Genomic DNA, 23,011 nt, shown 5'->3' with positions numbered 1-23,011 from the left:
CGCAAACACGCGCGCGCTTTGAAAAGAACGAACTGAGGTCAAGGGAGAAGCCACATGTCCAATTCCAAAGATGCCGTCCGCAAGGTGCTTGACCTGGTCAAGGCGGACAACCGCACCAGCCTGACGGCCCCGGAAGGCAAGCTGGTCTGCGACGCCTATGGCATTCCGGTGCCGAAGGAAGGCGTGGCGAAGTCGGCAGGCGAGGCCGGCAAGATGGCCTCGTCGATGGGTTTCCCCGTCGTGATGAAGATCGTCTCGCCGGACATCCTTCACAAGACCGAAGCCGGCGGCGTCATCGTCGGCCTCAAGAATGCCGAGGACGCCGAGAAGGCCTACGAGACCATTCTTGGTAACGCCAAGAAGTACAAGGCCGACGCCAAGATCGAGGGCGTCCAGGTACAGCAGATGCTGGCCGGGGGCACCGAAGTCATCGTCGGCTCGATCACCGACGGCTCGTTCGGCAAGCTGGTCGCCTTCGGTCTTGGCGGCGTGCTGGTCGAAGTGCTCAAGGACATCACCTTCCGCCTCGCGCCCGCGACCAAAGAAGACGCGCTCTCGATGCTCGACGGCATCCAGGCCCACGAGATCCTGAAGGGCGTGCGGGGCGGCGAGCCGGTGAATCGTACGGCGCTCGCCGACGTCATCGTCAAGGTCTCGCAGCTCGTCACCGATTTCCCTGAGATTGTCGAGCTCGATCTCAATCCGGTGTTCGCGACCCCGAAGGGCGCGACCGCCGCCGACGTCCGCATCGTCGTCGATTTCGCCTTTGTGCCGAAGCCCAAGCCCCGCCCGACCGAAGAGATCGTCGCGGCGATGAACCGCATCATGCAGCCGAAGGCGGTTGCCGTGGTCGGCGCCTCGGCCGAGGACGGCAAGATCGGCAACTCCGTGATGAAGAACCTCATCAACGGCGGCTACAAGGGCGACATCTATCCGATCCATCCGAAGGCCTCCGAGATCCTCGGCTACAAGGCCTACAAGAGCGTCAAGGACGTGCCGGGCGTGATCGACACGGCCGTGTTCGCGATTCCCGCCAAGTTCGTCGCGGCGGCGCTGACCGAGTGCGGCGAGAAGAAAATCCCGGGTGCGGTGCTGATTCCGTCGGGCTTCGCCGAAGCCGGCGCGCCGGAGCTGCAGGCCGAGATCGTCGAGGTCGGCAAGAAGTACGACATCCGCCTGATGGGGCCGAACATCTACGGCTTCTATTATACGCCCGCCAATCTCTGCGCGACCTTCTGCACCGCCTACGACGTCAAGGGCTCGGCGGCGCTGTCGTCGCAGTCCGGCGGCATCGGCATGGCGATCATCGGCTTCTCGCGCTCGGCGAAGATGGGCGTGTCGGCGATCGTCGGCCTCGGCAACAAGTCCGATATCGACGAGGACGATCTGCTCGCCTTTTTCGAGCAGGATCCGAACACGGCGATTATCGCGCAGCATTGCGAAGACCTGAAGGACGGCCGCGCCTTCGCGGAAGCCGCCAAGCGCGTCTCCAAGAAGAAGCCGGTCGTCGTGCTCAAGGCCGGCCGCACCTCGGCCGGCGCGAAGGCGGCCTCGTCGCACACCGGCGCGCTGGCCGGTAATGACAAGATCTACGAGGACGTGCTGGCGCAGTCGGGCGTGATCCGCGCCCGCAGCCTGAGGCAGCTGCTCGAGTTCGCCCGTGGCGTGCCGGTGCTGCCGACGCCGAAGGGCGAGAACGTGCTGATCATCACCGGTGCCGGCGGATCGGGCGTGCTGCTGTCGGATTCCTGCGTCGACAACGGCCTGTCGCTGATGTCGATGCCGCCGGATCTGGATGCTGCCTTCCGCAAGTTCATTCCGCCGTTCGGCGCGGCTGGAAATCCTGTGGACATCACCGGCGGCGAGCCCCCGATCACCTACGTCAACACGGTGAAGCTCGGCCTGTCGGACGAGCGCATCCACTCGCTGATCCTCGGCTACTGGCACACCATCGTCACGCCGCCGATGGTGTTCGCCCGCAACATGGTCGAGGTGAAGAAGGAGATGGAGGCCAAGGGCTTCGTGAAGCCGATCGTGGCCTCGCTGGCCGGCGACGTCGAGGTCGAGGAAGCCGCCGAATATCTCTACCAGAACGGCATCCCGGCCTATGCCTACTCGACCGAACTGCCGGTCGAGGTGCTCGGTGCCAAGTACAAGTGGGCGCGCGGGGCAGGGCTGCTCTGAGTAGAGCCTGCCCTGAGCCGTCAACAAAAAACGTCGCTCCGGTGCAGACCGGGGCGACATTTCCCACGATGCGGGAAAGTTTCACGGCACGAACGTCAATCGTCTGACTGGCTGATATGCAGGTCGCGATGAGGAAAAACGTGATCCGCCGCAGGACCGTCGAGCCGAAATCCGCGGTCGACCAGGAGCCTGACACCCGCGACGGCGGCGTGCAATCCGTCGATCGCGCGCTGTCGATCCTGGCAACGCTGGCCGAGGACGACGAGGGCTATCGCCTCAGCGATCTGGCGATCCGCACCGGACTATCCACCTCGACCGTACATCGCCTGCTCGCAACGCTGGAAGGCCGCCGTTTCGTCCAGTTCGATCGTGCCCAATCCAAATGGCATGTCGGCTCGCGCGCCTTCTCGGTCGGCGCGACGTTTGCGCGGCGGCGCAATTTCACCACGCAAGCCATTCCCTATTTGCGCAAGCTGCGCGACCTCACCCGCGAGACGGCCAATCTCGCCGTCGTCGACGACGAGTTTATCATCGTTCTGACCCGGATGGAGAGCCGCGAGATCATGCGCTCGCTGACCCAGGTCGGGGGCCGCGTCGCCATGGTGACGTCGGGCGTCGGCAAGGCGGTGCTCGCGACCTATTCGGACGAGGACGTCGGCGCCGTCATCCGACATCACGGCATGCCGCGCCTGACCGAGAAGTCGATCGTGCGGCCGAGCGACCTGTTCAGGGAACTCGAAAAGATCCGCCGGCAGGGCTTCGCGCTCGACGACGAAGAGGCCTGCATGGGCCTGCGCTGTATTGCGGCGGTGGTCTACAACGACTGCGCCGAACCGCTGGCGGCGATTTCCGTCTCCGGCATGACCAGCCGGTTAACCGACCAAAGGTTGCCGGAAGTCGGGCAGATCGTCAGGGATGTCGCCGCCGAGCTGACGGGTGCCCTCGGCGGGGTGATGCCGACGCCTCGCTGACCCGAAACCCCTGGGGATGGCTGGACAGCCTCGACCGTTTTGGTTGATATGCGACCAAACGACACAATGCGGCAGACGTCCGCATGAGCCTGGAGAGCGTCCACATGTTCCAATTTTCCGCGCGCCTTGCCGGCGCAGCCGTCGCGCTGACCCTTGCGGCAGCGACGCCGTCCCTGGCCCAGCAGCTCGAGCTCAAGCTGATGGCGCCGGCGGCCCCCGGCGGCGGTTGGGACCAGACCGCGCGCTCGATGCAGCAGGCGCTGGTAGCCTCCGGCGTTGCGCGCAGCGTGCAGGTCACCAATGTTCCCGGCGCCGGCGGCAGCGTCGGCATCGCCCAGTTCGTCAACGGCGCCAAGGGCGACGGCAACCAGCTGATGGTCAACGGCTTCGTCATGGTGGGCGCGCTCGCCATGAACAAGTCGCCGGTGACGCTCGAGCAGGTGACGCCGATCGCGCGCCTCACCGAAGAAATCCAGGTGATCGTGGTTCCCGCGAATTCGCCGATCAAGACCGCGCAGGATCTCGCCGCTGCGGTGAAGGCCGATATCGCCAAGGTCACCTTTGCCGGCGGCTCGGCCGGCGGCGTCGACCATGTGATGGCGGCATTGTTCGCCGGCGCGGTCGGCGCCGACGCCAAGAAGATCAACTACATCCCGTTCTCCGGCGGTGGCGAGTCGCTGGCCGCGATCCTCGGCGGCAAGGTCACGGCGGGCATCTCGGGCCTCAGCGAATATGACGGACAGATCAAGTCCGGCAAGCTGCGCGCGATCGGCGTGACCTCGGAGAAGCGTATCCCGGGCAACGACATCCCGACGTTCAAGGAGCAGGGCATCGACCTCGTGATCGCCAACTGGCGTTCGGTGGTGGCGCCTCCCGGCATCACGCCCGAGCAGAAGAAGACCCTGAGCGAGGCGGTCGAGAAGATGGTGAAGTCGGATGCCTGGAAGGAAGTCCTCAAGCAGAAGGGCTGGGAGGACGCTTATCTCGGTGGCGACGCCTTCGCTGACTTCCTGAAGAAGGAAACGGTCCGCGTCACCGACGTGTTGAAATCGGTCGGCCTCGTCAAGTCATGACCGGAGATCGCGGGGCGGGCGATCCGGCTCAGCCGCCGCGGCGCGTCGATCGCGCCGGCATCGTCATCGCGGCACTGCTCGCAGCTCTCGCCGCGGTGCTGGTCTTCGACGCGCGCGGCCTGCAATCGACCACGATGTACGGCATGGGGCCGGAGGCGATGCCGGTGGTGGTCGCAATTGGCCTTGCACTGCTCGCGATCGGCAATTTCGTTGACGCGCTGCGCGGCAATCTGCCGGCACGCGAGAGCACCGACCCGGTGCCCGTGGTCTTGATCCTCGTCGGCCTGGCGCTGCTGATTGCCATCATCGGCTTTGGCGGCGGCTTCATCCTGGCGACCTCGGCCTTGTTCGTGACGACGTCGGCGGCGTTCGGACGCCGCGCCATCCTGATGGATTCCATTATCGCTCTCGTGATGTCGATCCTGATCTATCTCGCGTTCGACCGGTTGTTGACGCTGAGCCTTCCGACCGGCCCGCTGGAGCGATTGCTGTGATGGACACTTTTGCGGCGCTGGCGCACGGCATGGCCGTCGCCATTCAGCCGATGAACCTGCTTTATGCCATGATCGGCGTGTTCCTCGGCACGGCCGTCGGCGTGCTGCCGGGCATCGGCCCCGCTCTCACGGTCGCGCTGCTACTGCCCGTCACCTACAAGCTCGACCCCGGCGGCTCGCTGATCATGTTCGCCGGCATCTATTACGGCGGCATGTATGGCGGCTCGACCACGGCGATCCTGATCAACACGCCAGGCGAGAGCGCCTCGATGGCGACCGCGCTGGAAGGCAACAAGATGGCCAAGGCCGGCCGCGGCGGGCCGGCGCTCGCGACATCGGCGATCGGCTCCTTCGTCGCCGGCACGATTGCCACGATTGGCCTTGCGTTCCTTGCACCATGGCTGGTCGATTTCGCCGTGCGCTTTGGTCCTGAGGATTATTTCGCGCTGATGTGCGTTGCCTTCGTCACGGTGTCGGCGACGTTCGGCGATTCCCCCATTCGCGGTCTCACCAGCCTGTTCATCGGCCTGACGCTCGGTCTCGTCGGCATCGACAAGCTGACGGGGCAGGCGCGCCTTGCGTTCGGCGTGCCTGAATTGCTCGACGGTGTCGAGGTGACCACGCTGGCTGTCGGTCTGTTCGCGGTGGGCGAGGCGCTCTATGTCGCATCGCGCCGCCACCACACCGAAGAGAAGCTCGAGCCGGTGCGCGGCTCGCTGTGGATGACCAAGGAGGACTGGAAGCGGTCGTGGAAGCCGTGGCTGCGCGGCACCATGTTCGGCTTCCCGATCGGCGCGCTGCCGGCGGGCGGCGCCGAAATCCCGACCTTCCTGTCCTATTCGACCGAGAAGCGCCTCACCAAATATCCGGAAGAATTCGGCAAGGGCGCGATCGAAGGCGTCGCCGGACCTGAGGCCGCCAACAACGCCTCCGCCGCCGGCACGCTGGTGCCGCTGCTGACGCTGGGACTGCCGACCTCGGCGACGGCCGCGATGATGCTGGCGGGCTTCCAGCAATACGGCCTCAACCCGGGGCCGCTGCTGTTCGCCGAGCGGCCCGATCTGGTCTGGGGCCTGATCGCCAGCCTGTTCATCGCCAATTGCATGCTGCTGGTGCTCAATCTGCCGCTGGTCGGCCTGTGGGTGCGGCTGCTCGCGATCCCGCAGCCCTGGCTCTATGCCGGCATTCTCGTGTTCGCGACCATGGGCACCATCGCGGCAAAGCCGTCGGTGGTGGAATTGTCGATGCTGGCTGGCTTCGGAGTGCTCGGCTTCTTGATGCGCCGCTTCGATTTCCCGATTGCGCCCGTCGTGGTCGGCCTGATCCTCGGTCCGATCGCCGAGAGCCAGTTAAGACGCGCGCTCGCGATCAGCCTCGGCGATCCCATGACGCTGCTGCAGAGCCCGATCTCGGCGACGCTGCTCGGTTTCGCGCTGATCGCGCTGCTGGCGCCGTTCGTGCTGAAGGGGCTCGGCCGGTTCAAGGCGAACGAGGACTAGCGGTCTCGCGCTCGCATGATCTAATGCTGCGTACATCTCTTGGGGAAACGCCATGCCGCCCGAACCTCGCTCGCCCCGTCTCGCCGTCCTGATCGATGCCGACAATGCCTCCGCCAAGATCGCGGACGGGTTGTTCGAAGAGATTGCCAAGATCGGCGAGGCTAGCGTGCGTCGCATCTACGGCGATTTCTCCAGCGCGCGATCGAGGGGCTGGGCTGACATCCTGTCGAAGCATGCGATCATCCCACAACAGCAGTTCGCCTACACGACAGGAAAGAATGCATCCGACATAACGCTGGTCATTGATGCGATGGACCTGCTTCATAGCGGCCGGTTCGACGGCTTTTGCCTCGTGTCGTCCGATAGCGACTTTACCCGTCTCGCCGCCCGCATCCGGGAGCAGGGCATCGATGTCTTTGGGTTCGGTGAGCAGAAGACACCGGAAAGCTTCAGGCAGGCCTGCCGAAGATTCGTCTATACCGAGAACCTGCTTGCAGGCGCCGCGACCACCCCGGATGCCTCCTCGAAGTCCGCGCCGCTTCAGCCGCCCGATGCGGCCACGCCGATCATCAAGAAGGTGATCACACAGATGGAAAGCGAGGACGGTTGGGTCGCGCTCCGTGAACTCGGGCAGCGGCTCGCCAACCTGGCGTCCGATTTCGATCCGAGAACCTTCGGTTTCCGCAAGCTGAGCGACCTCGTCCGAAAGACGAACGCGTTCGAGATCGACGAGACAAATGGGCGGTCGGTGCGGATCAGGGTGAAGGCCGCTGCCGCGGCACCGCCGGCCCCACAGAAGTCGCGCAGACGTCCAAGGTCGCGGGCGGCGGCCGGCTCGGCGCCTAAGGCCTAAACAGCGCGCCCCGCTATATTTGAGTTTGCCCGGTTTGGCGCAGGGGGTAACTATCGTTCGGCCGTAACGCCAAGCGAGGTTCCCATGACCAAGCTCACCCGTTTCACCGTCGCGCCGCTGCACAGCATGACGCGGCGTCTGGCCGACGTCGCCTCGGCGCGGATCGCGCCGGATCTCGTCCTCACGGGCGCACGGGTGCTCTCGACCTATTCCGAGCGCATCCATTTGGGACGGGAGGTCTGGATCACCGGTGGCCGCATCGCGGCGGTGAAGCAATCGGGCGCGGCAAAGAAAACCTGGAGAGACGTGACGCTCTATGACGCCGCCGGCGGCATCGTCGCGCCGGGGCTGGTCGATCCGCACATCCACATCGAATCCTCGATGGTGACCGCCTGTGCCTATGCCGAGGCTGCGCTGCTCAACGGCACCACCACGATCTTTTGCGACAGCCACGAGATCGGCAACGTCATGGACGTCGCCGGCGTCGAGGCGATGCTGGAGGACGCGCGCGAGGCGCCGCTGTCGATCTTCCTGACGGTGCCGTCGACTGTTCCCGCGACCTCGGCCGAGCTCGAGACCGCAGGCGGTGACCTCACGCCCGACAAGATCGCCGGCCTGTTCGACCGCTGGCCAGAGGCGGTGGCGCTCGGCGAGAAGATGGATTTTGTGCCTGTCACGATGGGCGATGAGCGCAGCCATGCCATCCTCGCCGCCGCCTTGAAGCGCGGGCGTCCGGTGTCCGGACATGTCTATGGCCGCGAATTCGTCGCTGCGTATGCAGCATCCGGTGTCACCGACACCCACGAGGCGATCGACCGCGACATCGCCGACGATCTGCTCGACGCCGGCGTCTGGGTGTTCCTGCGCGGCGGTCCGCCAACGACACCCTGGCACTCGCTGCCGCAGGCGATCCGGACGGTCACCGAGCTCGGCGCTTCGCACAAGCGCACGGCGGTCTGCACCGACGACCGCGATGCCGACGATCTCATGATGTTCGGTCTCGACTGGGTGGTGCGCGAAGCCGTGAAGGCGGGGATGTCGCCGGAGCAGGCCTGGTCGATGGGCTCGCTGCACGGTGCCTCGCGCTTCGGGATGGACGGTGATATCGGCGGCCTCGGCGGCGGCCGCCGCGCCGATCTCGTGCTGATGGACGACAATCTCGATCCGCAATGCACCTGGTATGGCGGCGAGCTCGTGGTCGAGCATGGCAAGATCACGCCGCGCCTCGATCAGGCGTTGTCGCGGCGCTATCAATATCCGAAAGCGGCCTATGCGACAGTCAAGCTGCCGGAGACGATGAAGCTGACGCCGGAGCTTCCGCCGAAAGCCTGCACCGTCAACGCGATCAGGACCGCGCTGCCCGGCATCACGCTGATCCATGAGAAGGTCAGGATCGAACCGGCCAAGGATTGGCCATCGCTGTTCGACCGCTACGGCCTCTGCTTCGTCGCGGTGGTCGAGCGCCACGGCAAGTCGGCCGGCAACGTCGCCCATGGCTTGCTGAAGGATTTTGGCCTGAAGCGCGGCGCGGTCGCCTCCAGCGTCGGGCACGACAGCCATAACATCATCGTCGCCGGCACCAACGAGGGCGACATGCAGGTCGCGATTGCTGCCATCAAGGACAAGCAGGGCGGCGTCTGTGTCGTCGCCGACGGCAAGGTGAGGGCGCTGGTTCCGCTGCCCATTGCGGGCCTGCTCTCGGACAAGCGCGTTACCGAGGTGGCTGAAGAAGTTAAGGTCTTGAAGACCGAATGGACCGAGGCCGGTTGCACCATCCCCTACATGGGCTTCAATTTGATTCCCCTATCGGTCATTCCGGAAATTCGGATCACCGACAAGGGTCTCGTGCTGGTTCCGCAGATGGAGCTGGCGCCGCTGTTCGAGTGAACTGCTTTCACGTGCCTCTCGATCTAACCGATTGAGACAACCACGATTTTCCCACGGCTGCCGCATCGTGGAAAATAAAATCGATCTCGTTGAGATCCCTTTCTGCGCGCCCGATGATCTCGCTCGCTGACGCAAACGAGCGAGGTCCGATATGGCGAAGATGCGAGCTATCGATGCTGCCGTGCGAATTCTGGAGAAGGAAGGCGTCTCGACCGCCTTCGGGGTTCCCGGTGCCGCGATCAATCCGCTTTACTCGGCACTGAAGAAGCGCAGTTCGATCCGCCACATCCTGGCGCGTCATGTCGAGGGCGCCTCGCACATGGCCGAGGGCTACACCCGCGCCAAGGCCGGCAACATCGGCGTCTGCATCGGAACCTCGGGGCCGGCGGGCACCGACATGATCACCGGGCTCTATTCGGCGATCGCCGATTCCATTCCGATCCTCTGCATCACCGGGCAGGCGCCGCGGGCCCGGCTCTACAAGGAAGACTTCCAGGCCGTCGACATCGAGTCGATCGCAAAGCCCGTGACCAAATGGGCGGTGACGGTGCGCGAGCCGGCGCTGGTGCCGCGCGTCTTCAGCCAGGCGTTTCATGTGATGCGCTCGGGCCGGCCGGGTCCGGTGCTGATCGACATGCCGCTCGACGTGCAGCTTGCCGAGATCGAGTTCGACGACGAGACCTATGAGCCGCTGCCGGTCTACAAGCCCACCGCGACCCGCAAGCAGGTCGAGAAGGCGCTGGAGATGCTCAACGCCGCCGAGCGGCCGCTGATCGTCGCCGGTGGCGGCATCATCAACGCCGATGCGTCCGACCTGCTGGTCGAGTTCGCCGAGATCACCAACGTTCCCGTCGTGCCGACCCTGATGGGGTGGGGCGCGATCCCCGATGATCACGTGCTGATGGCCGGCATGGTCGGGCTTCAGACCAGCCACCGCTACGGCAATGCGACGATGCTGGAGTCCGACTTCGTGCTCGGCATCGGCAACCGCTGGGCCAACCGGCACACCGGCTCGGTCGAGACCTACACCAAGGGCCGCAAATTCGTTCACGTCGATATCGAGCCGACGCAGATCGGTCGCGTGTTCAATCCCGATCTCGGCATCGTCTCGGACGCAAAGGCCGCGCTCGAGCTTTTCGTCGCTGTCGCCAGGGAGTGGCGTCGGTCAGGCAAGCTTCGCGAGCGCCAGGCGTGGCCCGCTTCCTGCCGTGATCGCAAGAAGACGATGCTGCGCAAGAGCCATTTCGACAACGTTCCTATCAAGCCGCAGCGTGTCTATGAAGAGATGAACAAGGCGTTCGGCCGCGACACCACCTATGTCACCGTGATCGGCCTGTCGCAGATCGCAGGCGCCCAGTTCCTCGGCGTCTACAAGCCGCGGAACTGGATCAATGCCGGGCAGGCGGGTCCGCTCGGCTGGACCTTGCCTGCCGCGCTCGGCGTGAGGGCGGCGTGTCCGGATCGCGAGATCGTTGCGCTCTCCGGCGATTACGACTTTCAGTTCCTGATCGAGGAGCTCGCGGTCGGGGCGCAGTTCAATCTGCCTTACATCCACGTCGTCGTGAACAATTCCTATCTCGGCCTGATCCGCCAGGCCCAGCGCGGCTTCGACATGGACTATCACGTCCAGCTCTCCTTCGAGAACGTCAACGCGCCGGAACTCAATGGCTACGGCGTCGACCACGTCGCGGTCGCCGAAGGCCTCGGCTGCAAGGCGATCCGCGTCACGGATCCGAAGGACACGCAGACAGCCTTCGCCACGGCGCGCGAATTGATGGCCAAGCACCGCGTACCTGTGGTGGTCGAGTTCATCCTCGAACGCGTCACCAACATCGCGATGGGCACGGAGATCGACAACATCGTCGAGTTCGAGGAGGTGCTGGACCTTCCGCTCGACGAGGTCGGGACCGTCAAGCCCGGCGTGCTGCAGCCGGCCGAGTAGGGGAGAGCATCCATGCCGAAATTCGCCGCCAATCTCACCATGCTCTTCAACGAGATGCCGTTCCTCGACCGCTTCGCTGCGGCGAAGGCGGCCGGCTTCTCCGGGGTCGAGTATCTTTTTCCCTATGATTTCGACAAGGCGCAGCTGTGCGAGCAGCTCGAGGTCCACGGCCTGACGCAGGTGCTGCACAATCTACCCGCCGGCAATTGGGCCGGCGGCGAGCGCGGCATCGCGATCCTACCCGATCGCGCCGCCGAATTCCGCGACGGCGTGTTCCGCGCCATCGACTATGCCAAGGCGATCGACTGCGAGCAGCTCAACTGCCTCGTCGGCATTGCGCCTCCTGACGCCGATCCGCGCGAGCTTCAGGAGACGCTGGTCGGCAATCTGCGTTTCGCGGCTTCGACGCTAGCGCGGGAGAACATCAAGCTGCTGGTCGAGCCGATCAACACGCTCGACATTCCCGGCTTCTTCCTCAACGGCACCGAGCAGGCAATCCAGCTGATCTCGGAGGTGCGGTCGAACAATCTGTTCGTCCAGTACGACATCTACCACATGCAGATCATGGAGGGCGATCTTGCCCGCACCATGCAGGAATACCTGCCGCAGATCGCCCACATCCAGCTTGCCGACAATCCCGGCCGACATGAGCCAGGCACCGGCGAGATCAACTATCCCTTCCTGTTCCGCCATCTCGACGCGATCGGTTATCGCGGCTGGATCGGCTGCGAGTACAAGCCGCGCACCACGACGCTGGAAGGCCTTTCCTGGCATGCCGCGCAGACCTTCGAGACCTGAGGAAATTGGACATGATCGACATCGGCTTCATCGGACTTGGTACCATGGGACGGCCGATGGCCGGGCACCTTCTGGCCGCGGGCCATCGCGTCCTTCTGCACGACGTCGCCCCGGTCGCGCCTGAACTGATTGCTGCGGGCGGCATCGCCTGCAAGTCGGCCAAGGAGGTCGCAGAGGAGGCGGACGCGGTCATCATCATGGTGCCGGACACGCCGCATGTAGAGGCGGTGTTGTTCGGCAAGGACGGCGTTGCCAGCGGCATCTCCAAGGGCAAGATCGTGGTCGACATGAGCTCGATCTCGCCGCTGGCTACGAAGGAGTTCGCAAAGAAGATCGAGGCGCTGGGAGCGGATTATCTCGACGCGCCGGTGTCGGGCGGCGAGGTCGGGGCAAGAGCTGCGAGCCTCACCATCATGGTCGGCGGCCCCGAGCGGGCGTTCGGCACCGTGAAGCCGATCTTCGACAAGATGGGCAAGAACGTCACTCATGTCGGCGCCAATGGCGACGGGCAGACGACGAAGGTCGCGAACCAGATCATCGTCGCGCTGACCATCGAGGCGGTGGGCGAGGCGCTGCTGTTCGCATCCAAGGCCGGCGCCGATCCCGCGCTGGTGCGGAAAGCGCTGATGGGCGGCTTTGCTTCCTCGCGCATCCTCGAGGTGCATGGCGAACGCATGGTGAAGCGCAACTTCGATCCAGGCTTCCGCATCGAGCTGCACCAGAAGGATCTCAACCTCGCGCTCGAAGGCGCGCGCGCGCTCGGCCTGTCACTGCCGAGCACGGCAGTGGCACAGCAATTGTTCTCTTCCTGCACCGCGCATGGCGGCAAGGCCTGGGATCACTCCGCGATGGTGCGGGCGCTGGAACTCATGGCGGGCCACGAGATCGCCGCGGCGTAACTGTTACGCGGTAACAGTCTCCAGTTTTGCTGCATCCTTCGGCACGCGGGAACCGGAACAATGATCCGGCCCCGCGGTTGAAGGCGCAGGACAATCACTGGAGACATAACAACATGAAGACCCGTCTTGCGATTTCGTTGGTTGCCGCGTCGCTGCTGGCGTCGAGTGCAGCCTTTGCTCAGTCGACCACCGAACAGGGCGCCCGGGACGGCGCGCGCGCGGGTGGCGACATCGGCGGCCCGATCGGCGCGATGGTCGGCGGCACCGTCGGTGCGGCCGTCGGCGCGGGCCTCGAGATTCCGAATGCGGTTCTTGGCGGAATCCCGCGCAGCGACTCGGTCGTGGTCGAGGAGCGCGTCGTGGTCGGCGAGCCGCTGCCCCCGGCCGTGGTGCTGCGCCCCGTGCCGAATTACACCGAGTATCGCTATGCGGTCGTGAACGATCGCCGCGTGATCGTCGAGCCGCGGACCCGCCGCGTCGTCAAGATCATCGACTGATCGGCTACGTTTCCAAGTCTCGAGAACTAAGTCTTGAGAAGATGGGCCCTGCGGAGCGTCACTCCGCGGGGCCTTCGCTCGTTACGGCGGGGTTTGCGCGAAAGCGCGAGATCAGCCAATCGGCGCCGGCCGCAAGCGCGAAGCCGGTGCAGGCGGTGAGCGCATCGACCAGGAAATCCTCCAGCCGGGCGTGGCGTCCGGGTGCCCAGAATTGCATCAGTTCGAGCACGCCAATCAGGACGATCGCGGCCGCTGCGGTCAGCAGGCGCCGACGCCGGTAGGCGAGGCCGAAGGCCAGCCCCACCAGGATGAATGCGAGTGCATGTTCGCCGTCCTGGCCAAGGTCGGAATGAGGCCGCAGGCCGGGGGGACCGAGGGTGGCGAAAGTAACGGCAGCCGCAAGCAGCCAGGCAATGGATCGAACTAAAATGGACATAAGTTGCGCTTAGCACAGATCGGCAACGGACCGGTACCGTCCTTCCATCAGATCGGCGTGTAGTTAATGACGAAACGTTAAAGTGGCTCGCGCACGCCGAGCCCGTGCATGAAGCGCTCCCGGATTTGTACGGGATCGCGCCGTGTGGCGCCGACGCCGGGCTTGTCGTCGATGCGGACGGCGATCAGGTGTGGCTCGGCGGCGGACATGGCCGCGTCGACCAGCCGTTCGAAATCCTCCTCGTCGGCGGCCCAGGCGCTGTTGGCAAGGCCCGAGCCGGTGGCGATGGCGACGATGTCCGCGACGCTTGCGGCAGGTGTCGGCTGGGCGCCGGTAATCTGATAGATGCCGTTGTCCATCACGATCATGATGAGGTTCTTCGGCTTCAAGGTCGCAATGGTCGAGAGCGCGCCGAGCTGCATCAGCAGCGAGCCGTCGCCTTCGAGCGCGAAGACGCGGCGGTTGGGCTGCGCCAGCGCCACGCCGAGCGCGATCGGGAAGGCGAGCCCCATGCTGCCCAGCATGTAGAAATTCTGCGGACGATGCCCGGCGGCCCAGAGGTCGAAATTGGTGTTGCCGATGCCGCCGATCACGGCTTCCTCACGCTTGAGCTTTGCAATCAGGCGCGAGGTCACGTCGAAGCGACTCATCACCTTGGTATTGCGCGTATTCATTTGCGAGTTCATTTCGGCCCGCCTCACTTGTCGAACGTCTTGCCGCCGGTGAGCAGCGGATTGAGGATCAGGGCCACCGGCGCCTGCGTGGTGACGGCCTGCTTGATCGAGCGGTCGGCGATGAACTCGAGCTCGTCGAGCCGGGTGATGGTGTGGTGCTCCAGGGCCAACGAGTCCAGCACCGGGCGCATGGTGCGGCAGACCAGCGACTGGCCGTAGTTGAACTCGCCGAGCGTGCCGCGCTCGGACACGAACATGATTAGCGGGATCTGGTAGGGCACCGCCAGCGAGGCCAGCACGTTGGCGAGGGTGGCAAAGCCCGAGGTCTGCATCAGCACCGCGCCGCGCCGTCCGCCCATCCAGGCCCCGGAAACGATACCGACTGCCTCTTCCTCGCGCGCCGTGGCAAAGGTGGTGAAGAAGGGATCGGCATGCAGGTTCTTGATCAGCGGCGTCAGCACGCGGTCGGGCACGTAGGGGACCAGGCTGATCTCGTTCCGCTTCAGGGTTTGCAGGACGATGCCGTGCCAGCTCTTGTCGCCGGCTCCCGCTGCCGCCTGGGACGCAGTCTGCTGTTCCGCAATCGCCATTGCGTTCTCCCTCGTGCCGCGCATGCTTGTTGGTCTAGGCCATTGCCTTGGCGCGGTTTCTGTCCGCCGAACTTGACGGAGCGGGCTGGATTGTCAACATGTCCGCGCCGGCACCGTGATCTGCGCCAGACGGCCTGCCGTGGCCGGCAGCGCCGTGTCATAAGCGGCGACAACGAGAAACGGGAGGGAGGCATGGACGGGCGCGTATCGCGCTGACCTTGCGGGGCCCTTCGAGAGAGCCGGAAGGGTCCTGATGTCGGTCAACAGCAAGCGCGTCTTCTACGTCAAATATCTGGCCAATCCTGTTTATATCGACATCCTCAAGGCGCGGCCCGACGTCCGTCTCGACCGGATCGAGAACGAGAGCCCCGAAGATTTCTACGCGCCGATCTTGAGCGCGGCCCATGTTTACCAGATCGGCGCCGCCCGCGACGAGCTCGCGCCGCATTTCCATGTCGATGCCGCCTTGCTGAAGCGAACGCCGAACCTGCTGCTGGTCTCCAGCAACGGCGCGGGCTTCGACCCCGTTGATGTCGAGGCCTGCACGGCGGCAGGGGTGCTGGTCGTCAACCAGTCCGGCGGCAACGCTCATTCGGTGGCCGAGCATGCGCTGGCGATGATGCTGACGCTGTCCAAGCGCATCATCCAGTCCGATCGCAAGCTGCGCCGGGAAGCCAACGTCAACCGCAACGAGCTGGTCGGCAACGAGGTCGAGCACAAGACCGTCGGCATCATCGGCCTCGGCAATGTCGGCCGCCGCATCGCCGCTCTGTGCAGGGGCCTGCTCGGCATGAAGGTACTGGCCTATGACCCCTATCTGTCGGCCGAGGTGATGGCCGAGCGGGGCGGGGAGAAGGTCGAGCTCGACGAGCTCCTGCGCCGCGCCGATTTCGTCTCGATCTCCTGTCCGCTCGACAAGGGCAGCCGCAACATGATCAGCACGCGCGAGTTCGCGCTGATGCAGCCGCACGCCTACTTCATCACCACGGCGCGCGGCTTCATCCACGACGAGGATGCGTTGCTCCAGGCGCTGCGCGACAAGCGCATCGCGGGCGCCGGCCTCGACGTCTGGTCCAAGGAGCCGCCGCCGCCGGAGCATCCGCTGCTCCAGTTCGACAACGTGCTGGCAAGCCCGCACACCGCCGGCGTCACGATTGAGGCGCGCCAGAACATGGGCCGGATCGCAGCCGAGCAGGTACTGGACACGCTCGACGGCAAGCGCCCGCCGCGCATCATCAATCCCGAGGTCTGGCCGGCCTACGCAAAGCGTTTCAAGCAGGCCTTCGGGGTGATGCCGGGGTAGTCGCGCCAGAGATCGGCCCGCGCCGGTTGGTTACCACGATGGAAAGGCAAAGCGCCGCATCTTATCCTTCGGGTAAGTGAACGCGTATCACTTGTCCTGTAGTTGAAGGTCCATGAGCATATTCTCGATTGCGTCATCCGGACTTTCCGCGGCGAGTTTGCGTGTCAACGTTGCCGCGAGCAACATCGCCAATGTTCAAACGACGGGTCCGCTGCCGGTGTCGGGCGCATCAAGCCCGTCGGCCGCGCCAGGCAGCTCGGGCATCGCCCCGACATTTCCTGCGGCCTACGTACCGTTGCGCGTCGACCAGGTTTCCCAATCGAGCGGCTCGAGCCCGGGCGGTACGAGCGCGACGGTGTCGCCGGTCTCCCCGAGCTATACCGCCCAGTCCGACCCGAGCGCTCCCTTTGCCAACGGGGATGGCCTGGTCGCGGCGCCGAATGTCGATATCGCCAACGAGTTCGCGCAACTGGCGGCCGCAAAGTACAGCTTCATCGCCAACGCGAAGGTCATTCAGGCCTACGCGGAGACGGAAAAGTCGCTGCTCGACATCACCACATGAGGGCGAACTGCCGCCTGAATGGGCGGCGGGAACCTTGCGGGCCTTGATCCGCGTCAAAATCTCCTTTCCCCGACCCGCTAAAATGGGACTAAAGTGCCGCCGGGGCAGCAGGAGGTGCCATGGCTACTTATGTCGTCAGGTTCATGAAGAACGTACTCGGTGAGTACGGCCGGCAGTGCGAGGTCTGTCAGGGCACGCTCGAGATCGACGCCGCGGACGAGGACGAGGCCAAGGAGCGGGCGAAGGCAAAGTTCTGCGAAGACCAGGCGTTGCATCACTGGTCGCTGCATGCCGACCGCATCCATGTGAGACCGGCCGACTTCCCGTCCTGAGGCTATCGACCGGGCGCGGTGACCGGCGGAGGCGCCGTCGTTCCGGCGCCGAGCGAGCGCTGCACCATCACGGTGTCGGACCAGCGGCCGTGGCGATAGGCGACGCCGCAGAGCAGGCCGGCGCGCGCGAAGCCGAACTTTTCGTGCAGGGCCAGCGAGGGCGCGTTGTCGGCGTCGATATAGCCAATCATCTGGCGGAAGCCGGCCGCCGCACACACATCGATCAATTCCTGGAGCAGCCGCCGTCCGACCCCGCGGCCGAGCTGCGCGTGGTGGACATAGATCGAATGCTTGGCCGTGTAGCGATAGGCCGGCCGTTTGCGAAACAGCACGGCATAGGCATAGCCGACGACCTCGCCGCGAAACGTCGCGACCAGATGGGGGAGGCGGGTCTGCTTCAGGTTCTTGCGCCGGTCGCGCAGATCGTCCGGCTCCGGCGCGCCGGTTCCCTCGACATCGCGCGGCACGCCGCTGCGGACGTGATGGCGGTAGATCGCCAGCATCGCCTCGACGTCGCTCTCGCGTGACGGGCGGACCAGAACCTGTTCGTCACTTGCGCGCGCAGCTGCTTCGTTCATGGGCACCTACTCGGCAACGACGTAGGTGTAGAGCCCGATGCGGCCATTGGCATCGATCTCCTTGTAGACGCCCTGGATCTCGACGTCGAAGCCCGGAAAATTGTTGAAGCAGGTCTCGAACATTCTGAGATAATCCACCATGGGCTTGGCGCGCTCGGTCAGCCGCTCGCCGGGTACGATGGTGGCGATCCCGGGCGGATAGACTACGAAGGGCGTGGTGGCGATGCGGCCGGCGATCGCTTCGATCGGCAGATAGTCGACGTCATTCTTGAACAGATAGCGGGCGGCATCGCGCGGCGACATCGCGATCTCGGGCATGTGCTCAGGCATGAACTGCCGGGCCTGGAGCGCGCTGACGTCGGCGCTGCGGAAGAAGCGATGCATCTCGCCGCAGAGATCGCGCAAGCGCACGCCGGAATATCGTGCCTGCCGGCGCTGGTAGAACTCCGGAATGGCGTCCGCCAGTAGCGCATTGTCGTCATGCAGGCGCTTGAACGCGACGAGGCCGGAGATCAGCGTACCGGCCTTGCTCGCTTCGACACCGGGTGTGAGCAGGAAGAGCAGGGAGTTGAGGTCGTTCTTCTCGGGCACGATGCGGTTCTCGCGCAGATATTGCGCGACGACCGGCGCGGGGATGCCGTGCTCGGCATAGGCGCCGGTGGTGCGATCGAAGCCGGGCGTGAGCAGCGTCAGCTTGTTCGGATCGGTGATGGCAAAGCCTTCCGCGAGGTTGGGGAAGCCGTGCCAGTTGGTGTCAGGCGAGAGCTGCCACAGTGCGGGATTGGTGGCGAGCTCGTCGGTTGAGAGCGTTTCCCAGGCGACGTCATGCACGGCGGCGGGACGGCTGACATCGGCGATGGCGACACGATCGGGAACGAAGGGCTCGAAGAACCAGCGGCGATCCGGATTTTGCTCCTTCTCCTCGAACTCCCTGCGCATCGCGCGGATCTTCTTGCGCAGCTCGATGCCAAGCCGGATCGTGTCGTCCCACAACACTTCGCCGGAGCGGCCCTTCATCATCTGCGCGCCCACATCCAGGGATGCGAACAGTGGATAGAAGGGGGACGTCGATGCGTGCTGCATGAAGCTTTCGTTGAAGCGGCGATGCTCGACGCGCCGCTTCTGGCCGCGGATGTGGCGATCCCTGATGTGGATTTGCGAGGCCTGCGAAAAGCTCGCGAGCTGCTTGTGGGTGGACTGCGTCGCGATGATGCCCGGCGCTTCCGGGGTAAGGTTCGCCAGTCCCATAGCGAAGCGGCCGGCATAGAGCGGATGAAACTTCATGAAGCCGGCCCAGGCCTCGTCGAACAGGATGTATTCGCAGAGATGGCCGATGCGCTTCAAGATCATCTCGGCGCTGTGGATCGTGCCGTCATAGGTGCACTGCTCGACGACGGCGACGCGGAACGGCCGCTCCCTGCGCCAGGCCTCCTTGTCCGTGACCAGCGGGTGATTGCGGATCGCCTCGCGCAAGGCTTTCTCTTCGAGCGCGTCCCAGCGCATCGGGCCGATCAGGCCCCAGGCGTTGCGGACGGTCGGGACATAGACCGGGATGCCGCCGTTGATCATCAGCGCGCCATGATGGGCGGCCTTGTGGTTGTTGCGGTCGAACAACACGAGGTCGCCGTCGGTGACGAGAGCGCCGAGCGCGACCTTGTTCGAGGTCGAGGTGCCGTTGAGCACGAAATAGGTCTTTTCCGCGCCGAAGATCGCAGCCGCTTCCTTCTGTGCCTTCAGCGCCGGCCCTTCATGGGTGAGGAGGTCGCCGAGATCGAGCACGGAATTGTCGAGATCGTCGCGGAATACGGATTCGCCGAGATGCTCGACGAAGACGCGGCCGATCGGGCTGCGATTGTAGAATACGCCGCCATTGTGTCCTGGGCAGGTCCATAGCTGATTTCCCTCCTCGGCATAGTCGACGAGGGCGCCGAAGAACGGTGTCTTCAGCGTCTCGGCATATTGCTTGAGCCGGCTGATCAGGTTTTTGGCGATGAAGGGCGGCGTCTCCTCGGACAGGAAGACGTAGCCGTCGATGAAGTCGAGCACCTCGACCGGCAGGTCTTCGAAGCGCTTGCGCCGGATCAGGAGGATGATCGGGAAGTCGAGGCCGCGGCGTCGCATCAGGTTGATCAGGGCCGAGGTCTTGCCTTCCAGGCCCTTCTTGCCCCAGTCCACCACCATGCAGCCGATCGCGGCATCGGTTTGCACCGCGATCTCGGCGTCTTCCAGCTTGCGGGCCCGGACCACCTCGAAGCCCGAGCGCTGGATTTCCTCGATGATCTGGTTGAAGCGAATGCCCTCGAGGTCGTCGGTTTCGAAGGCGGGTGCTGCGAACAGGAAGTTGAAGCGCTTGAAATAGTCCATGGTCGGTCCCGAATGTGCCAGGGATTACAGCTCTCGACACATTCGATGACAGTTGGATGACGGCGACCGGGCGGGAGCGGGGCTGACGTTTTCCCGCCGGGCACGGCGCGCCATCAGGGCGCGTGATTGCGCACGATGAACGAGCCCCAGACCCAGCCGTTCGATAGCTGGCACCAGTCATCGGCCCGGCAACCGACCAGCGGGAAGTGCTGCCCCTTGCGGAGAACGCCGATCACTTTGCCGACGCCGCCCGGGATGTCGTAGAGATCGACATCCGAGATGATCGCGGTGGTGGTCTGCGCGGGCGGTCCCGCAACGAGCACCCGGGTCGAAAGCCCCTGCATGGGCCGCGGGACGTTCTGGTCGAGCACGCCCGGCTGATCCGCATTGAAATTGCCGGGCGGATCGTATTCGCAGGCCCAGAGCGTACCGGTGTTGCCGCCGAGCGAGCAGGTATTCCGCGCGCATCCCAACCGGGTCGATCCGCGCCACACGACTTGCGTGAAATGGCCGGTCACCTTGTTCGGGTTCTTGTCGCAGCCTTGCAAGTTTCCGCCCTGAACGGCCGGATGGTCGAAATCATAGACGTTGATCTCGCAATACCAGCCATCGACGGCGTCCTTTCCGCCGAGGGAGGGCCAGCCGAACGAGAGATTTTCGCCGAAATGATACGAGGCATCCGTGCCACAGCCGGAGGTGCTTTGATGACAGAAGAACTCGTCGCCATTGTCGTTCTTCGCGGTATGGCAGGCATTGACCCAGGCTTGCGCGTTCTTCGCAAGATCAGGTGACCAGTTCAGCGGGGCGACGCCATGTTTGGCGCGTTCGACGTTATGCTCGTTGCAGATGGCGAGCTCTTCGCCTGCGAGGCCCGAGCATCCTCCACTCCCTGATCCCGGGTTGGCGCCGTTGCCGTTTCCGGCGACGACTTTGGTGAACGGTCCGCAGATCAGGCCGAGTGCGTCCACGTAAGCCCCGGCTCGTCCCTGCAAGCCGATCGCCGCTTCGCCGGCAGGGCAATTCTGGTAGATGGTCGGGAAGAACGGCGCATCTCCAATGTCCAGGTTATGCCGCTCCGTCCCCGTCGTCAGCACGCAATTGAAGATGATCAGGCGAACGACCTGGCGGGATTGCTGCGTGCCGGGCAGCAGTCCCATCGTGTTGACGATCTCGTTGTCGGCGCAGGTCGTGCGCCTTTCCGTCTTCTTGTCGAATGGGTCCTTCGGCGTACCTCCGCCGGGCCCGCCATGGACCGGCCCGTGAAACAGGGCTCCGACCGTCCCGTCCGGCTTCACGGGCGCGCATGTGATCGAGATCTGATCGATCACCGCGCCGGTATGGGCATTGGTCCCTACCAGATATTGACCGGCCGGACAGAGATCGCGGAACGGGGAACCACCGCTGCCGACGGCCGGCGCGAATTCCTTGGACGAAGCCGAACCTGGCGCGGCAAGCGCAAGTGCCAGGATTGCAAGGAGTGAACCTGCAACCTTTCGGATCGTCTTCACGATATGGCGGCTCATGGCCGATCTCCCACTTGCATCCCCTGTCGGGGGTCTTGTTTGGACATGAGTGTGTGCGGTGATGGGAAAGCTGTCTTCAACCGTTCGGCTGAAGCCGGTGCGTGGGCGCCGCGGAACTTTCGCGGCGACCCAAAGCGCGTCCCCGACGTGTGAGACCGTCGGGTCTCGCACGTTCGACGATTGCAGTTCGCGTGCGGGAGCGCGTTCAACTTGCGCTGGCGATGACCATCCGCTTTCGCCCGAAATTCGCCACCGCGGCCTCCGAGACGCCGAAATTGTTGGCAAGCAGGTGCCGCGGCGCCTTGGCTAGCCAGTCGCCGAGGCTGCTTTCGTGGTAGGCGCCGCTGTCGAGCGTGCCGATCACTTCCGCATCCTCATTGCCGATGTTCTGGATGGAATGACCGCAATTGGCGGGGATGTACGCGCATTCCCCGGCCGAGAGCTCCGCGACCGCAACGCGCTTGTCGAACGCAAAGAGGGTCACGCGGGTGCGCCCCTTCAGCACGTAGTGCCACTCATTGGCGTTGGTGTGCCAATGCGGCTCGTGCATCGCACCGGGCTTCAGCTTGAGCACCAGCCCCGTCATCGTGCTCGAGACCGGAAACTCCTTGGCCGAGGCGACGTAGAGCTGGCCGCCGGCCGTGTTCACGCGCGGCTTCTGCGACATCAGGGGAAAGCGGTGCGTTCGATCGCGATCGAGCGCGCGAGCCGTCCTGGCCTGTGGACCGTCAAGCGCGAGCACCTCGCCCTGCATGATGTAGGTCTCGGCTTTCGGATTGGCGCCGAGGATCTCGGTGGACACGCCGAGCGCCTGCGCCAGGGTCGGAGCGTCGTAGCGGCTCATCCAGTCGCTGATCCCGAACGTGCCGTGCTCGGAATAGAGGCCGTCATCGAAGGCGAGGATGGCGTGGCAGGGCGACGGCCCCAGGGTCTGGATGGCGTGGCTGTGGCCTTTCGGGAAGAACCAGAGATCGCCGGGGGCAAGATTGACGATTTCGAGCTGGCCCTCGGGATCGACCACGGTCACCTGGCAATGGCCGTCGACGATGTAGGCCCACTCGGCCGAATTGTGCCAGTGCATTTCCCGGGCGCCGCCTGCGTTGACGAAGAGATGCGCACCGGCGATCCCGGTCGCGAGCGGAAGGGTGCGGGTCGTCACCTCGCGCGCCCAGCCGCCGGACGTCGCCTTGATCGGTCCCTTGTCGAGCGAGGCCGTGAACGCAACGCCGTCGCCGGACTTGCGCGGGATCGTCTTCAGGAATTCCGACGCAGGAGCAACATCGTAGCCCGCGGCATGTCCGTCGGGAGCCGCCATCGCGGTTTGTGAGGCGCCCAGAACGCCGGCGCCGAGGGCAACGGATTGAATAAAGACACGACGGTTGGATTTGAACATCGAAGACCCCGAATATGATGTTTGCACAACGTGGATCGCGAAGCCGGCAATGCTCCGCGCCCGTCAATTGGGTCTGATGAACACGCTTCCAGCGCCTCAACCGTTCGGTTGAAGCAACATCTCAAATATCTTTGATGAGGGAATGAAAACGACTGTGAA

At 64.6% G+C, this 23,011-nt stretch carries 21 protein-coding genes; 14 read left to right on the top strand and 7 right to left on the bottom strand.

The genetic code is table 11. The annotated features are described in order from the left end of the window. Positions 1-54 precede the first annotated feature (54 nt). The 11 genes from QRQ56_RS32645 to QRQ56_RS32595 all read left to right on the top strand — a co-directional run bounded on the left by QRQ56_RS32645 (position 55) and on the right by QRQ56_RS32595 (position 13,097). Positions 55-2,184 carry an acetate--CoA ligase family protein gene (locus QRQ56_RS32645; RefSeq protein WP_438745523.1) on the top strand — a complete coding sequence of 710 codons (2,130 nt, stop codon included), beginning with the start codon at positions 55-57 and terminating at the stop codon, positions 2,182-2,184. Positions 2,185-2,312: 128 nt separating this feature from the next. Further along, the gene (locus QRQ56_RS32640) at positions 2,313-3,155 is read left to right on the top strand and encodes an IclR family transcriptional regulator (RefSeq protein ID WP_438745522.1); all 843 of its coding nucleotides are present in this window, start codon (positions 2,313-2,315) and stop codon (positions 3,153-3,155) included. Positions 3,156-3,259: 104 nt separating this feature from the next. Then, the gene (locus tag QRQ56_RS32635; RefSeq protein WP_438745521.1) at positions 3,260-4,228 is read left to right on the top strand and encodes a Bug family tripartite tricarboxylate transporter substrate binding protein; all 969 of its coding nucleotides are present in this window, start codon (positions 3,260-3,262) and stop codon (positions 4,226-4,228) included. Further along, complete coding sequence (locus QRQ56_RS32630) at positions 4,225-4,722, top strand: tripartite tricarboxylate transporter TctB family protein (protein ID WP_438745520.1); 498 nt, start codon at positions 4,225-4,227, stop codon at positions 4,720-4,722. The genes QRQ56_RS32635 and QRQ56_RS32630 overlap by 4 nt, the downstream gene beginning before the upstream one ends. Further along, the gene (locus tag QRQ56_RS32625; RefSeq protein WP_438745519.1) at positions 4,722-6,221 is read left to right on the top strand and encodes a tripartite tricarboxylate transporter permease; all 1,500 of its coding nucleotides are present in this window, start codon (positions 4,722-4,724) and stop codon (positions 6,219-6,221) included. The genes QRQ56_RS32630 and QRQ56_RS32625 overlap by 1 nt, the downstream gene beginning before the upstream one ends. Positions 6,222-6,273: 52 nt before the next feature. Next, positions 6,274-7,074 carry an NYN domain-containing protein gene (locus QRQ56_RS32620; RefSeq protein WP_438745518.1) on the top strand — a complete coding sequence of 267 codons (801 nt, stop codon included), beginning with the start codon at positions 6,274-6,276 and terminating at the stop codon, positions 7,072-7,074. Between the two features lie 84 nt (positions 7,075-7,158). Beyond that, entirely contained in the window at positions 7,159-8,961 is a 1,803-nt protein-coding gene (locus QRQ56_RS32615) for an adenine deaminase (RefSeq protein ID WP_438745517.1), read from the top strand. Positions 8,962-9,112: 151 nt separating this feature from the next. Next, positions 9,113-10,903: a glyoxylate carboligase gene (gcl, locus tag QRQ56_RS32610; RefSeq protein ID WP_438745516.1), complete on the top strand. Its 1,791-nt coding sequence runs from the start codon at positions 9,113-9,115 to the stop codon at positions 10,901-10,903. A gap of 12 nt (positions 10,904-10,915) precedes the next feature. Next, on the top strand, positions 10,916-11,701 hold the full coding sequence (hyi, locus tag QRQ56_RS32605) for a hydroxypyruvate isomerase (RefSeq protein ID WP_438745515.1): 786 nt from the start codon (positions 10,916-10,918) through the stop codon (positions 11,699-11,701). Positions 11,702-11,712: 11 nt separating this feature from the next. Then, positions 11,713-12,600: a 2-hydroxy-3-oxopropionate reductase gene (locus QRQ56_RS32600; protein ID WP_438745514.1), complete on the top strand. Its 888-nt coding sequence runs from the start codon at positions 11,713-11,715 to the stop codon at positions 12,598-12,600. 113 nt (positions 12,601-12,713) lie between these two features. After that, a complete protein-coding gene (locus QRQ56_RS32595; RefSeq protein ID WP_438745513.1) occupies positions 12,714-13,097 on the top strand; it encodes a DUF1236 domain-containing protein in 384 nt (127 codons plus the stop codon). A 58-nt stretch (positions 13,098-13,155) separates the two neighbouring features. Here QRQ56_RS32595 and QRQ56_RS32590 read toward each other — a convergent pair whose 3' ends face one another. From QRQ56_RS32590 to QRQ56_RS32580, 3 genes are all read right to left on the bottom strand, one after another. Further along, positions 13,156-13,533, bottom strand: coding sequence for a VanZ family protein (locus tag QRQ56_RS32590; protein ID WP_438745512.1), 378 nt, complete (start codon positions 13,531-13,533; stop codon positions 13,156-13,158). A 77-nt stretch (positions 13,534-13,610) separates the two neighbouring features. Further along, positions 13,611-14,207: a thiamine pyrophosphate-dependent enzyme gene (locus QRQ56_RS32585; protein ID WP_438745511.1), complete on the bottom strand. Its 597-nt coding sequence runs from the start codon at positions 14,205-14,207 to the stop codon at positions 13,611-13,613. A 23-nt stretch (positions 14,208-14,230) separates the two neighbouring features. Then, complete coding sequence (locus QRQ56_RS32580; RefSeq protein WP_438745510.1) at positions 14,231-14,797, bottom strand: thiamine pyrophosphate-binding protein; 567 nt, start codon at positions 14,795-14,797, stop codon at positions 14,231-14,233. A 253-nt stretch (positions 14,798-15,050) separates the two neighbouring features. On the opposite strand from QRQ56_RS32580, the gene QRQ56_RS32575 reads away from it, so the two are divergent. The 3 genes from QRQ56_RS32575 to QRQ56_RS32565 all read left to right on the top strand — a co-directional run bounded on the left by QRQ56_RS32575 (position 15,051) and on the right by QRQ56_RS32565 (position 16,994). After that, on the top strand, positions 15,051-16,100 hold the full coding sequence (locus QRQ56_RS32575; RefSeq protein ID WP_438745509.1) for a hydroxyacid dehydrogenase: 1,050 nt from the start codon (positions 15,051-15,053) through the stop codon (positions 16,098-16,100). A gap of 112 nt (positions 16,101-16,212) precedes the next feature. Continuing rightward, complete coding sequence (locus QRQ56_RS32570) at positions 16,213-16,662, top strand: flagellar basal body rod protein FlgC (protein WP_438745508.1); 450 nt, start codon at positions 16,213-16,215, stop codon at positions 16,660-16,662. A gap of 119 nt (positions 16,663-16,781) precedes the next feature. Further along, complete coding sequence (locus QRQ56_RS32565) at positions 16,782-16,994, top strand: hypothetical protein (RefSeq protein WP_438745507.1); 213 nt, start codon at positions 16,782-16,784, stop codon at positions 16,992-16,994. Positions 16,995-16,996: 2 nt separating this feature from the next. Here QRQ56_RS32565 and QRQ56_RS32560 read toward each other — a convergent pair whose 3' ends face one another. The 4 genes from QRQ56_RS32560 to QRQ56_RS32545 form a co-directional block, all read right to left on the bottom strand. After that, positions 16,997-17,572 (bottom strand): GNAT family N-acetyltransferase, encoded by a 576-nt coding sequence (locus QRQ56_RS32560; protein ID WP_438745506.1) that lies wholly within the window; start codon positions 17,570-17,572, stop codon positions 16,997-16,999. 6 nt (positions 17,573-17,578) lie between these two features. Further along, complete coding sequence (locus QRQ56_RS32555) at positions 17,579-19,936, bottom strand: Orn/Lys/Arg decarboxylase N-terminal domain-containing protein (RefSeq protein ID WP_438745505.1); 2,358 nt, start codon at positions 19,934-19,936, stop codon at positions 17,579-17,581. A 113-nt stretch (positions 19,937-20,049) separates the two neighbouring features. Further along, complete coding sequence (locus tag QRQ56_RS32550; protein ID WP_438745504.1) at positions 20,050-21,459, bottom strand: CAP domain-containing protein; 1,410 nt, start codon at positions 21,457-21,459, stop codon at positions 20,050-20,052. Positions 21,460-21,664: 205 nt separating this feature from the next. Then, a complete protein-coding gene (locus QRQ56_RS32545) occupies positions 21,665-22,852 on the bottom strand; it encodes a cupin domain-containing protein (RefSeq protein WP_438745502.1) in 1,188 nt (395 codons plus the stop codon). Between the last annotated feature and the right edge of the window lie 159 nt (positions 22,853-23,011).

This window comes from Bradyrhizobium sp. U531, assembly GCF_051710265.1.
Lineage (GTDB): Bacteria > Pseudomonadota > Alphaproteobacteria > Rhizobiales > Xanthobacteraceae > Bradyrhizobium.
Note: the sequence above shows the minus strand (reverse complement) of the source record. Positions and strands in the feature narration are given on the sequence as shown.

Excerpts from the sequence above, each read along its gene's own strand:
- QRQ56_RS32560 (WP_438745506.1), bottom strand. The coding sequence starts at position 17,572 with ATGAACGAAGCAGCTGCGCGCGCAAGTGACGAACAGGTTCTGGTCCGC.
- QRQ56_RS32645 (WP_438745523.1), top strand. The coding sequence starts at position 55 with ATGTCCAATTCCAAAGATGCCGTCCGCAAGGTGCTTGACCTGGTCAAG.
- QRQ56_RS32590 (WP_438745512.1), bottom strand. The coding sequence starts at position 13,533 with ATGTCCATTTTAGTTCGATCCATTGCCTGGCTGCTTGCGGCTGCCGTT.
- QRQ56_RS32550 (WP_438745504.1), bottom strand. The coding sequence starts at position 21,459 with ATGAGCCGCCATATCGTGAAGACGATCCGAAAGGTTGCAGGTTCACTC.
- QRQ56_RS32595 (WP_438745513.1), top strand. The coding sequence starts at position 12,714 with ATGAAGACCCGTCTTGCGATTTCGTTGGTTGCCGCGTCGCTGCTGGCG.
- QRQ56_RS32555 (WP_438745505.1), bottom strand. The coding sequence starts at position 19,936 with ATGGACTATTTCAAGCGCTTCAACTTCCTGTTCGCAGCACCCGCCTTC.
- QRQ56_RS32565 (WP_438745507.1), top strand. The coding sequence starts at position 16,782 with ATGGCTACTTATGTCGTCAGGTTCATGAAGAACGTACTCGGTGAGTAC.
- gcl (WP_438745516.1), top strand. The coding sequence starts at position 9,113 with ATGGCGAAGATGCGAGCTATCGATGCTGCCGTGCGAATTCTGGAGAAG.
- QRQ56_RS32600 (WP_438745514.1), top strand. The coding sequence starts at position 11,713 with ATGATCGACATCGGCTTCATCGGACTTGGTACCATGGGACGGCCGATG.
- QRQ56_RS32615 (WP_438745517.1), top strand. The coding sequence starts at position 7,159 with ATGACCAAGCTCACCCGTTTCACCGTCGCGCCGCTGCACAGCATGACG.
- QRQ56_RS32625 (WP_438745519.1), top strand. The coding sequence starts at position 4,722 with ATGGACACTTTTGCGGCGCTGGCGCACGGCATGGCCGTCGCCATTCAG.
- QRQ56_RS32580 (WP_438745510.1), bottom strand. The coding sequence starts at position 14,797 with ATGGCGATTGCGGAACAGCAGACTGCGTCCCAGGCGGCAGCGGGAGCC.
- QRQ56_RS32635 (WP_438745521.1), top strand. The coding sequence starts at position 3,260 with ATGTTCCAATTTTCCGCGCGCCTTGCCGGCGCAGCCGTCGCGCTGACC.
- QRQ56_RS32620 (WP_438745518.1), top strand. The coding sequence starts at position 6,274 with ATGCCGCCCGAACCTCGCTCGCCCCGTCTCGCCGTCCTGATCGATGCC.
- QRQ56_RS32570 (WP_438745508.1), top strand. The coding sequence starts at position 16,213 with ATGAGCATATTCTCGATTGCGTCATCCGGACTTTCCGCGGCGAGTTTG.
- QRQ56_RS32640 (WP_438745522.1), top strand. The coding sequence starts at position 2,313 with ATGAGGAAAAACGTGATCCGCCGCAGGACCGTCGAGCCGAAATCCGCG.
- QRQ56_RS32575 (WP_438745509.1), top strand. The coding sequence starts at position 15,051 with ATGTCGGTCAACAGCAAGCGCGTCTTCTACGTCAAATATCTGGCCAAT.
- QRQ56_RS32545 (WP_438745502.1), bottom strand. The coding sequence starts at position 22,852 with ATGTTCAAATCCAACCGTCGTGTCTTTATTCAATCCGTTGCCCTCGGC.
- QRQ56_RS32585 (WP_438745511.1), bottom strand. The coding sequence starts at position 14,207 with ATGAATACGCGCAATACCAAGGTGATGAGTCGCTTCGACGTGACCTCG.
- QRQ56_RS32630 (WP_438745520.1), top strand. The coding sequence starts at position 4,225 with ATGACCGGAGATCGCGGGGCGGGCGATCCGGCTCAGCCGCCGCGGCGC.
- hyi (WP_438745515.1), top strand. The coding sequence starts at position 10,916 with ATGCCGAAATTCGCCGCCAATCTCACCATGCTCTTCAACGAGATGCCG.